The organism is Lysobacter sp. HDW10 (assembly GCF_011300685.1).
Lineage (GTDB): Bacteria > Pseudomonadota > Gammaproteobacteria > Xanthomonadales > Xanthomonadaceae > Solilutibacter.
On sequence record NZ_CP049864.1, the window covers coordinates 954,892 to 965,914 of the forward strand.

9 protein-coding genes and 1 pseudogene are annotated in these 11,023 nt (G+C 57.0%); 4 read left to right on the forward strand and 6 right to left on the reverse strand.

Going from position 1 to position 11,023, the window contains the following annotated elements; all coding sequences use genetic code 11:
- Nucleotides 1-18 precede the first annotated feature (18 nt).
- The 4 genes and pseudogenes from G7069_RS04615 to G7069_RS04625 form a co-directional block, all read right to left on the reverse strand.
- The gene (locus G7069_RS04615) at nt 19-1,635 is read right to left on the reverse strand and encodes a tryptophan 7-halogenase (protein WP_343162592.1); all 1,617 of its coding nucleotides are present in this window, start codon (nt 1,633-1,635) and stop codon (nt 19-21) included.
- An 18-nt stretch (nt 1,636-1,653) separates the two neighbouring features.
- Nucleotides 1,654-2,418, reverse strand: coding sequence for a glycosyltransferase family 2 protein (locus tag G7069_RS04620; RefSeq protein WP_166294754.1), 765 nt, complete (start codon nt 2,416-2,418; stop codon nt 1,654-1,656).
- Nucleotides 2,415-3,245 carry a beta-ketoacyl synthase chain length factor gene (locus G7069_RS10660; protein ID WP_240912651.1) on the reverse strand — a complete coding sequence of 277 codons (831 nt, stop codon included), beginning with the start codon at nt 3,243-3,245 and terminating at the stop codon, nt 2,415-2,417. The genes G7069_RS04620 and G7069_RS10660 overlap by 4 nt, the downstream gene beginning before the upstream one ends.
- Nucleotides 3,246-4,457, reverse strand: a pseudogene (locus G7069_RS04625) (beta-ketoacyl-[acyl-carrier-protein] synthase family protein); the annotation flags it as partial.
- 84 nt (nt 4,458-4,541) lie between these two features.
- Here G7069_RS04625 and G7069_RS04630 point away from each other — a divergent pair.
- The 4 genes from G7069_RS04630 (at nt 4,542) to fghA (ending at nt 9,724) form a co-directional block, all read left to right on the forward strand.
- Complete coding sequence (locus G7069_RS04630) at nt 4,542-5,228, forward strand: YdcF family protein (RefSeq protein ID WP_166294756.1); 687 nt, start codon at nt 4,542-4,544, stop codon at nt 5,226-5,228.
- 89 nt (nt 5,229-5,317) lie between these two features.
- Entirely contained in the window at nt 5,318-7,645 is a 2,328-nt protein-coding gene (locus G7069_RS04635; RefSeq protein ID WP_166294758.1) for a S9 family peptidase, read from the forward strand.
- 129 nt (nt 7,646-7,774) lie between these two features.
- Nucleotides 7,775-8,884 (forward strand): S-(hydroxymethyl)glutathione dehydrogenase/class III alcohol dehydrogenase, encoded by a 1,110-nt coding sequence (locus tag G7069_RS04640; RefSeq protein ID WP_166297531.1) that lies wholly within the window; start codon nt 7,775-7,777, stop codon nt 8,882-8,884.
- On the forward strand, nt 8,885-9,724 hold the full coding sequence (gene fghA / locus G7069_RS04645; protein WP_166294760.1) for an S-formylglutathione hydrolase: 840 nt from the start codon (nt 8,885-8,887) through the stop codon (nt 9,722-9,724).
- On the opposite strand, the gene rfbD is transcribed toward fghA, so the two are convergent.
- A complete protein-coding gene (gene rfbD / locus G7069_RS04650; RefSeq protein ID WP_166294762.1) occupies nt 9,725-10,618 on the reverse strand; it encodes a dTDP-4-dehydrorhamnose reductase in 894 nt (297 codons plus the stop codon).
- Nucleotides 10,619-10,640: 22 nt separating this feature from the next.
- Complete coding sequence (locus tag G7069_RS04655; protein ID WP_166294764.1) at nt 10,641-10,982, reverse strand: hypothetical protein; 342 nt, start codon at nt 10,980-10,982, stop codon at nt 10,641-10,643.
- Nucleotides 10,983-11,023 lie beyond the last annotated feature (41 nt).

An 11,023-nucleotide genomic window follows, 5' to 3' on the forward strand; every position in this document is an offset into this window, starting at 1 on the left:
CCACGCAGGCGCGAATCTTTAAGCGCTTGCGTACCAAACGGCGCCCAACATCGGTGCAGCTGCCGGTGCTTCGGCCTTCGCGAACATGGCATCGAGCGCAGACAAATCGACTTCCGGACTGCGCGCACGGATGACGTCGGCGATTTCAGCGGCCAGACGCGTGAGCGTGTTGATATTGGATTCAATGCGCGCGATGAACTCGGCGTCGGTCAGAACATCGGTCAACGAACGATTCATTTCTTTGAACCAGTCAATCTTGTACTGGTCGAGCAAACGACCGTCTTCAGGCGCGCCGAACTGACTTGCGTGGTGCCATGCACGCAGCACCGGTTGCATCAACAGATTCAAACGACTTGCGGCTTCCATCGGCCCGCGCAATCGTGCGAGCACGCTCAAATGCGCAATGCGCCCCGAGATATACAAGGGCGCAAGCAGCGCCCAATAGTAGGTGTAATCCCAGACAACCTTGACCGGCATGACCATGGCATTGCCGAAAAGTGCGTACTGGTCTTGGTACAGCGTCATGGTGTTCTCGTGGAAAGAGAACAACAGCTGTTGATAGATGTCCGCATGCATGTCGATGGCGTGGCCGCTCAAGTCTTTGCAAATCAGATCTGTGATGTAGGTGTTTGAGATGGCAATAAAGTCGCTGCCCGGCGAATAGAACGGATCCGGGAACACACCGGATTCACCCGTCAACGCCCAGCGGTGCTTGGAGAAAACCTGTTTGCAGTCATGCGAGAAGTGACGCATAAACTTGAAATCGATCAGCGCGTGTTCCGGCTTGCACAGGTCCGCATGCAACTGCGGCTGGTGCACAGACAGCCACTGCATGAACTTCTCATGCGTGTTCATCTGTTCAAGCGGATGGATGGCTTGGTCCGCGACGATGCCGATGGAGTGGGCGTTTGACGATAAGGGAATCAACCACAGCCAATAGCCTTCACCACACAGATGATTCGTTGAGCGCCAGCGCTCACGCGGCGTGCAACGGTCCAGCCACGCCTCGTTGTCGGTCCAGGTGTTCGGGTCTACGCAGCCTTCCACGCGCGCCCAAACGGCATTGACGTCGTGCGCGTTGGGTTTGGCAAGCGACAGTTTGCGTTTGAGGATATTTGCACGACCCGCGGCGTCGACGACCCAGCGCGAGGCCAGTGTTTCGCGCGCGCCACCTTGCTCGTACTCGACGCCATGCAGGCCGCCTTGTTCGTCCAACTCAACTTTTTTGACGACGGCATCCATGACCACGCGCACACCTGCAGCCTCCGCGTGTGCCATCAATGAGTTCTCAAAACGCCCGCGATCCAGCTGCCAAGATGCGGTGGGCAGCAACATGCTGACGCCCACTTCCGTGCATTGATCAATGCGATCGGATCCGTCATTGAAGAAGAAGCGGAATCCGAACTTGCGAATTTGATCTTCGTGCAAATGCGAAGCCAAATTGAGGTTCTTGCAGAAGTAATGCGCACCGATTTCGACCGTGGACTCGCCCACTTTGAAGCCCGCATCGGGTGCCGGACCTTTGCGGCGTTCAAGCACCACGATGTCGGTGTCCGGGCGTGCGTGCTTCAACTGCAAGGCCAAGGTCAGGCCGGCCAAGCCACCGCCCAAAATGCAAACTTCTGTGCTCTTCAAAATTAGAACCTCAAACCATCAGGATTCAAAAACGCGCGCAGGTTGACGGCGCACGTTACGGTATTCGCGAACCACATGCCCGTAGGCAATCACTTGTCCCACCACGTGCGAAGTGATGTTGTACAAATCACGGCCCAGACGGAAATGACTCTTACGATATTCTTGCGCTGCATCTGTACACGCATAGCGTGCCTCGATCGGTACACACACGACACCGGCGCCCGCGCGACGTGATGCTGAAATCAGCAATTGCGCCTCGTACACGAAGCCTTCGCCCGGCACGTTATCAAGCGAGAACACACTGCGCGGATAAAGGCGCTGACCACTTTGCGTATCGACAACGCCGTAGCCGCAACCCCAGCTGATACCCCAGTCACCGAAATCATTACCGAGTCGGCGATACCAAGGTTGCGATGCACGTTTCTTCATGCGCGCGCCGATGATCACATCACCGGGATGTGCATTCGCGGCTTCGATCAAACGCGGAATGTCTTTGGCAAGATGCTGGCCGTCGCCATCCATCGTCGTCACTGCAAGCGCACCCATGGCCAAGGCCTGCTTGAAACCATCGCGCAACGATTGGCCTTTACCCATGCGTTGCGAATGGCGTAGCAAGGTAATGGGGCGATCTTGAATGAGTTCGCTGGTGCCGTCGTCTGAGCCATCGTCGACCACGATCACGGTGTCGGCAAACTGCAAAGCGTCATCGACCACATCGCAGATACGCAAGCGCTCGTTGAGGGCCGGAATGACCACGGCGATATTGTGTCGATTCAAAGTCATGGTGCGTGAATCAACTCAACTTGCAAGACGCGGCCAATACCGGCATCGAGATTCACGACAGCGTCTTTGCCCAATGCCATGGCATCAATCAACGGGAGCATGCGCGACATGCGATTGATCTGCATCTTTTGGCCAAGCGCGCCTTGGTTCGGATCGGGATCACCGTCGACGAAGCGCGCACGCAGGCGCGTGCCGCCTTCGGCATTCGACAACACAAAACCCGCGCCCAACAAACCGCGGCCGGTACTCACCGTCGACAACGGACCGACCGAGCCGGTATCGAACGCCGACAACACAACGGCCTCTTCACCATTGGCCAGTTGAATCAGTGCTTCCATCAAACCTTGTGCAAAGGTCCAGTAGTAGGCCGTGACGGCACTGGAAGGGGCCATGCAGCCGTGCCCGATCGTCCAATAACCCGCTGCTGCGTTATGCACAGAGTTATGGAATTTGGTGGGCGAAATTGAATCCGGTGCGTCGCGCAACGTCGCGCAGACGTAATCCGTAATGACGAGGTCGCCATCCGTGCTCGCGAATATCGACGGTAAGGCTTTCGGGTCGCGGCCCGACATTGCAACGGCGGCTTGCGCCACTTCGAGAGCTACTGCGACGGATTCGGGTGCACGACGACGCTCGTTTGCCGGCAGCATTTCAGGCGAGGGCTTGGACGGCGCCGTGCCCAACAGTTCACCTGTTCGTGCAAAGGCTTGCGCGGCTTCCCAATTCGGAATGTCGTTGCACCAGAAGCCAAACCCTTCGATACGTGCCTCACGCGTGCCGTCCTGTGCTTGACGCGCGTGCGTGTCGACATGCGTTGGCTGCGTGATTTTGCCGAACACCAAGGAGCAGTTATTGCCGCCGAAGCCGAACGAATTGTTCATCGCAACGGACACCGATTTTTCTGCGGGCGCAAAACGTATCTGTGGTCCGCAAATGGCGTCCGGTGTTGCACTGTTCAAAGTGCGGGGCATGAAGCCCTCTTCCAAAGCAATCAATGCAAATACGGATTCGACGATGCCCGCTGCGCCCAAGGTATGACCGGTCCAACCTTTGGTTGAAGCCGCATGCAGGGTGTCAGGGAACATGGCTTTGACCGCAATCGCTTCCACTTGGTCGTTGGCCGGCGTCGAAGTGCCGTGCAAATTCAGATAGTCGACATCCGCAGGCGATAAGCCGGCACGGTCGAGTGCCGCTTGCATCGCTTTGCGTGCACCCAAGCCCTCGGGGTGCGGTGTGCTCATGTGATACGCATCGCTGGATTCACCGTGGCCCAGCAACATCAGCCCAGTGTCATTGCCATCGGCGCGCTCAAGTACAGCGAAGCCGCCGGCTTCACCCAAAGAAATGCCATTGCGATGGGCGTCAAACGGTTTGCACGGCTCTGGCGCAACCAAGCCCAAAGAGTTGAATCCGAACAGCACGCTGCCACACAAGGTATCGACACCGCCTACCAAGGCGGCGTCTGCTTCCCCGGCGGCAATCAATCGGGCCGCTTGCGCAAACACTTTGGCGCTCGAGGAGCATGCGGTGGCCACGGTGATGCTCGGCCCGCGTAACTCTGTTGCGTGCTGCAAAAAGTCACCCAAGGAATTCGGGGTATGCACGATGGCGCGTGCGAGATCGTCGGCAAAGCTGCCGTCTTCTTTGAGACGCGTATAGGCTTCTTCCGTTGCACCAATGCTCGCGGTCGAGGTGCCAATCACCAATGCAACGCGATCGGCGCCGTATTTCGCTTTCATGCGCGTCAGTTCCGCCCACACCTCGTCTTGCTGCAACGCGAGCCAGGCCAAGCGGTTGTTGCGACATTCCCACAGCTGCCACGCCTCGGGCAACGGTGCGTCCTCGACACCTTCGACGCGGCCGATATGGCAGGTCAATGGGGCTTCACTGAAATCATTGGGTCTGAGACCCGAGCGTTCTGCACGGAGGGCGTCGACTTGCGCCTGGCGTCCTCGGCCCAAGGCAGTTGTTGCGGTATAGGCGCGTATCGCTAAGGGCGCTGTCCGGTTCTCGGGTTTTGCAGGCGTCACAGTGATCATCGTTACGGATTCACCCAATTATAGAGGGGGCTAGCGCATATGCCGCCGCCCTCAGTGCATTTCGTGAACGATTAAAATTGCCGTATGCCGAGTCGACGCACCCACAAACGAAGCCTTTTGAAAGACGCGGACGTCTTACAGGTCATGGGTGTCGCCCTCTTGGCCTGCGTTGGAACTGCGGGTTTGCTCTATGCCTACTATTTCCTGCGTGTTTGGCGCACGGCGGTGACTGCGCCGGTGGTGTCTAACGAGACGCATTGCCTTTTGGTGTTCGGAAAGCACGCGCCGATGGGTCAGACCGACGCTGACTTCGAGCGGCGATTGGATCGGGCGGCGGCGGTTTTGAATTCAGGCGGCGGCGCCGAAGTGCTGTTATTGGGTGGGGGCCCCATGGGTGTGCCGACCGAAGCTGAAGTTGCGCGCGCCGGCTTACTCGCACGCGGGATTGCAGATAACGGTCGCTTTTATCTGGAAGACGCTTCGCGAGATACGCTGCAAAATCTGCGAAATGCACGCGATTTGATGCGATCGCACGGTGTTCAAGCCCCTGTGACCTTGCTGAGTAGCCGTTATCACCTGGCGCGGTGTCTGCAATTTGCGCGTCAACTTGGACTGGACGCTGACGTTTGCGCCGCCGAATCGCGTTTTACGTGGTCATGGCGTATGGCCGGGAAATTGGGATCGGAAGCGGTCTATGTGTGCCTGACAGACGTCGGAACCCGCTGGGCCCGCTTGATTCGCTCGCAGAAGATGTTGTCCCGTGTGACCTGAGACAAGGTTTCCGAACTAATGGCACATAGAAGCGCGGGTGGGCTTTTGGTACGTTCAGGGACTATGTCTCCCGTTCAAGGATCTGACCCATGGGCATTTCGATTCGCGCGCTTCCACTCTCGGTGGCGCTGGTAATGGCAGGGCCTGCATTGGCGCAAAACGCCGCAGTCACCGACGCCGACTACGCACGTGCCGAGAAGATGTTGGCACCCGCTACGATGCGGCTCATCGATGATTCCGTATCCAATGTGAAGTGGCTGGATGGCGATCGCGTCCTCTTCGTCGAGCGCAATAACGGCAAGGCCGAATACAAGGTGTGGCAGTCCGGCGATCAACAAGCCAAGCGCGCTTTGGACGTTGAGCGATTGGCCATTGAGTTGGCCAAGGCTTCGAACGCCAAAGTCGATGCCACGATGTTGCCGATGATGATGGGTGAGCTCTCACTCGAGAAAAACGGCAGTGTCAATTTCACGTATGCAAAGAAGCGTTGGACCTGCGACGCGAACTACGTCTGTCAGGCCGCGGAAGGCAAAGTTGCCGCAGCGCCGGGGAATGCACCTGCAATTGCTTCACCCAATGGCAAATACGAAGTCTTCATTCGCAACTGGAACTTGGTCTTGCGCGACCGCGCGACCGGCAAAGAAACGCAAATCACCAAAGACGGCGTGACCGATTTCGGCTATGCGACCGACAACGCCGGTTGGCAGCACAGCGATCGCCCGGTCGTCGTGTGGTCGCCGGATTCGACCCGCATTGCCACCTTCCAACAAGATCAACGCAAGACTTCCACGATGGCCTTGGTGTCGACCCGTCCGGGCGCACCCGTTGTCGAAACGTGGAAGTACCCGTTCCTCGGTGACAAAGACATCACCACGATCGAACGCGTGATCATCGACGTGTCGAATCCCGCTGCGGCGAAAACGGTGCGTTTGAAGATGCCGGCCGACCAGCACCGTTCGACCTTCTGTGACGACGTCAGCTGCAATGGCGGCTGGGAAGACGTGCAATGGGCAGATGACGGTAAGTCACTGGCTTTTGTCAGCACCGACCGCGGCCACAAGAGTGCGCAATTGCGCGTGGCCGACATCAATACCGGCGCTGTGCGCGATGTGTATAAAGAAACCGTTGCGACGCAGTACGAAAGCGGTAACGGCAGCCCGAACTGGCGCTACATGCCTGAAACCAATGAGTTCATTTGGTTCTCGGAAAAGAGCGATTGGGGTCATCTCTATTTGCATGACCTGACCACCGGCAAGGTGAAAAAACAACTCACTTCGGGCAACTGGAATGTTTGGAAGATTGAACGCTTCGACAAACCGGGACGCAACTTGTGGGTGCAAGCCGTCGGTAAAGAGAAGGGCGAAGACCCGTACTACAAGCACTTCTACAAAGTGAACATGGGCACGGGCGAAATCACTTCGTTGACGCCGGAGTCCGGCGATCACATCGTGAGTGTGTCTGATGAAGGTTCGACCTTTGTTGATCAAGTGTCGACGATCAACACCGCACCGATGTGGACCGTGCGTGACATGAACACCGGTGCAGTGGTGTCTCAATTGGCGCATGCAGATTTGACGCGCCTGAAGGCGTCCGGTTGGGTCGCGCCTGAACCCTTCGTTGTGAAGGGTCGCGATGGCAAGACCGACATCTACGGCCAAATGTTCAAGCCATCGAACTTCGACGCCAAAAAGAAGTATCCGATCATCACGTATATCTATCCGGGCCCGCAGGTCGGTTCGGTGCGCTCGCGCAGCTTCCAACCGGCGCATGGTGACCATCAAGCGTTGGCGGAACTCGGCTTCATCGTCATTGCAATGGACGGCATGGGTACGCCGTGGCGCAGCAAGTCGTTCCATGATGCCTACTACGGCAACATGATCGACAACACCTTGCCTGACCAAGTGGCCGGTCTGAAGAACTTGGCGGCGAAGTATTCGTGGATTGATCTGTCACGTGCTGGCATGTGGGGTCACTCGGGTGGCGGCAACGCCACGGCAACCGCCATGTTCATGTACCCCGACGTGTACAAAGTGGGTATCTCTGAAAGCGGCAACCACGACAACCGTTTGTATGAAGACGATTGGGCAGAGCGCTATCACGGTCTGATGGTCGACAAGGGTGACGGTAAAACCAACTACACCAACCAAGACAACGCAGCGCACGCCAAGAACCTGAAAGGCAAGCTGTTCTTGATCCACGGCATGATGGATGACAACGTGCCGCCGCAAAACACCTTGCTGGTGGTCGATGCGTTGGTGAAAGCCAATAAAGATTTCGATCTATTGATGTTGCCGCACGCACGTCACGGATACGGTATCGACAGCAATTACGTGATGCGTCGCCGCTGGGATTACTTCGTGAAGAACTTGTTGGGCGCTGAACCGCCGAAACAATACGAAATGGGCCAGAAGAAGTAATTCAAAACGCAAGTTTTAAACGAGGGCGCCACGAAAGTGGCGCTTTCTTTTTGCGCTAAGGTATGCAGTGGTGTCCAGCGATGTGCTGTTGAAAAAAGGAAAGATATGTCTAATACACACGGTCAAGTGTTGAAATCGCGCGCAGCGGTCGCGTTTGCTGCGGGTCAGCCCTTGGAAATGGTGGAGCTTGATGTCGCGCCCCCCAAAGCAGGCGAAGTGCGCGTGCGCATCACCCATACGGGCGTGTGCCATACAGATGCATTCACCTTGTCAGGTGAAGATCCGGAAGGTGTGTTTCCGGCGGTTCTGGGGCACGAAGGTGCTGGCATCGTGGTGGACGTCGGCGAAGGCGTGACTTCGGTGGCGCCGGGCGACCATGTGATTCCTTTGTATACAGCGGAATGTCGCGAGTGTTTGTTCTGTAAATCCGGCAAAACAAATTTGTGTGTGGCAGTGCGTGCGACGCAAGGCAAAGGCCTCATGCCAGATGGCACCACACGCTTCTCGTACAAGGGCGAGCCGATCTATCACTACATGGGCTGTTCAACCTTCAGTGAATACACGGTCGTCGCAGAAGTGTCTTTGGCGAAGGTGAACCCTGAGGCAAATCCCGAGCATGTGTGCTTGCTTGGTTGCGGCGTCACCACAGGTATCGGTGCTGTACACAACACGGCGAAAGTTCAAGCAGGCGATTCGGTTGCAGTGTTTGGCTTGGGCGGCATTGGTCTGGCGGTGATTCAAGGTGCGCGCCAAGCAAAAGCAGGCCGCATCATTGCGATTGACACGAACGCCTCCAAGTTCGAGATGGCCCGCGCCATGGGCGCAACGGAATGTGTGAATCCGAAAGACCATGCGGCACCCATCCAACAAGTCATTGTCGAAATGACCGGGTGGGGTGTCGATCATTCATTCGAATGCATTGGCAATGTCAATGTGATGCGGGCAGCGATCGAATGCGCACACCGCGGTTGGGGGCAGTCCGTCATCATCGGTGTCGCCGGCGCGGGACAAGAGATTTCCACGCGTCCGTTCCAACTGGTGACAGGTCGAAAGTGGATGGGCACCGCATTCGGTGGTGTGAAAGGACGCACGCAATTACCCGGCATGGTGGAAGATGCGATGCGCGGCGATATTGATCTTGCACCGTTTGTCACGCACACCATGGGTTTGGATGAGATCAACCATGCCTTTGATCTGATGCATGAAGGCAAATCGATTCGTAGCGTGGTGCATTTCTAAATGACCGCGCGCATCGAACATCACGCATGCTTCGGCGGCACGCAGTCGGTGTATCGCCATCGTGCAGAAGCACTGGCGTGCGATATGACGGTGGGTGTTTACCTGCCACCGCAGTATGCAAAGGGTCCGTGCCCAGTGATGTATTGGTTGTCAGGTCTGACCTGCACCGAACAAAACTTCATCACCAAGGCAGGCGCGCAGCGCTACGCCGCGGCGCATGGCCTGATCTTGATTGCACCCGACACCAGCCCGAGAGGTGAGGATGTTGCAGATGCAGAGGGCTACGACCTCGGCAAAGGCGCAGGGTTCTATCTCAATGCAACGCAATCACCCTGGGCCGCGCATTACCGGATGTACGACTACATCGTCGATGAGCTACCTGCTTGGGTTGAAGCGAATTTCACGACGAGTGGCGCACGTGCCATCAGTGGACATTCCATGGGCGGGCACGGTGCATTGATGATTGCGTTGCGCAATCCGGGCCGCTATCGCAGTGTGTCTGCGTTTTCACCCATCGTTGCACCCTCACAAGTCCCTTGGGGCGAGAAAGCCTTCTCAAACTATTTGGGTGAAGATCGTGCAGCGTGGCGGCAGTACGACACGGTAGAACTCGTAGCATCGGCGTTGACCGAGCGTTTGCCCTTGAAGATTGATCAAGGCGGGGCCGATGAGTTCTTAGACACGCAATTGCGCCCCGACCTGTTGAAAGCGGCTTGCGCAGCGAACGATCATCCGCTCGCACTCGGCATTCACGAGGGCTACGACCACACCTACTACTTCATTCAATCGTTCATTGGCGCGCATTTGGACTATCACGCGGCCGCGTTACACGCGGATTGATTAAGCAGATTTTTCCAGCGTCGTGTCTAAAGCCGCTCGCCAGTCGGGCAGACGCACAGCGTACGTAGACTGCAAACTTTGTGTATCCAACACGGACCATGCGGGACGCTTGGCAGGTGTTGGATATTCATCAGAAGTAATGGATTCAACGGTCGGCTTGCGCGCAATCAGTCCCTGCGCAAAAGCCGACTCGAAAATGGCTTCTGCAAAACCATGCCAGCTGGTTTGACCCGTGGTCACCAAATGATGTGTGCCGCCTTGGCCAATCCCTTTCCGCAAAATCTGTGCAGTGATGTCGGCGATCAACCATGCGGGTGTGGGTGAACCGATCTGATCACCCACAACGCGCAAGGTGTCGCGCTCGGCGCCGACACGCAGCATGGTGCGCAGGAAATTGTGGCCATGTGTTGCGTACACCCAAGCGGTGCGCAAGATCAGGTGTTGAACACCCGAACTACGAATCGCCTGTTCGCCTTCCAATTTGCTTTGACCATAGATCCCCAAGGGATCCGTTTTCGCATTGGGTAGGTAAGGCGAAGTGCCTTGACCATCAAACACGTAGTCCGTGGAATAGTGCACCAGCGGAATACCGATCGCCTTGCACGCGGACGCCATGTCTTCCACAGCGTTGGCATTGATTTGTGTTGCGAGTGCAGGTTCGGTCTCGGCTTTGTCGACCGCCGTATAGGCCGTGGCATTGATCACGACATCAGGTCGGATCATTTCGATCACATGGCGCGCGGCGTTCGGCGTTGAAAGATCACAGGCCAAGGTGGATGCGCGGTTTAGCGGCTCGCCGCTGCGCGTAGTGACGATGAGCTCACCTAAGGGTGCAAGTGCGCGACGCAGTTCCGTGCCGACTTGGCCGTTGCCGCCAATCAAAAGTAACTTCATGAAAATCTACTACTGCCTCAATTCAAGCTGCTGTGACGTCTCTGAGTTGCCAAAAACTACCGGCCAGCAAACGCAGTCGATGGCGCAACGTGTCGCCGGTGAGTGATGTCGTCACCACCAGGTCGACGTGCAAGTCTTTTTGCTCGCCCACCACGGTGGCGCTGGGGTCGGTCGCGCTCAGCTGCACGTCAATATCTTCCGGATCGTCTTGGCCAGCCGCCCAACGCTTGTACAAGACGTCGGTGCGCAAAGCCGCTTCAAGCTCTTCCGCAATGCCGGCCGATCCGCGCGAACGGAACGCCAAAGGACCTGCACCCGCGAGCTTTTGCGTGTCAGGAATGCTCAAGTAGAAACGTGATGACATGGCGTGCCTCGAAACTGGATAGCTGCATTCAGGCTACGCTG

What these genes read in the sequence shown, in the direction of transcription:
- G7069_RS04655 (WP_166294764.1), bottom strand. Translation starts at nt 10,982, where the DNA reads ATGTCATCACGTTTCTACTTGAGCATTCCTGACACGCAAAAGCTCGCG.
- G7069_RS04635 (WP_166294758.1), top strand. Translation starts at nt 5,318, where the DNA reads ATGGGCATTTCGATTCGCGCGCTTCCACTCTCGGTGGCGCTGGTAATG.
- G7069_RS04630 (WP_166294756.1), top strand. Translation starts at nt 4,542, where the DNA reads ATGCCGAGTCGACGCACCCACAAACGAAGCCTTTTGAAAGACGCGGAC.
- G7069_RS04620 (WP_166294754.1), bottom strand. Translation starts at nt 2,418, where the DNA reads ATGACTTTGAATCGACACAATATCGCCGTGGTCATTCCGGCCCTCAAC.
- fghA (WP_166294760.1), top strand. Translation starts at nt 8,885, where the DNA reads ATGACCGCGCGCATCGAACATCACGCATGCTTCGGCGGCACGCAGTCG.
- rfbD (WP_166294762.1), bottom strand. Translation starts at nt 10,618, where the DNA reads ATGAAGTTACTTTTGATTGGCGGCAACGGCCAAGTCGGCACGGAACTG.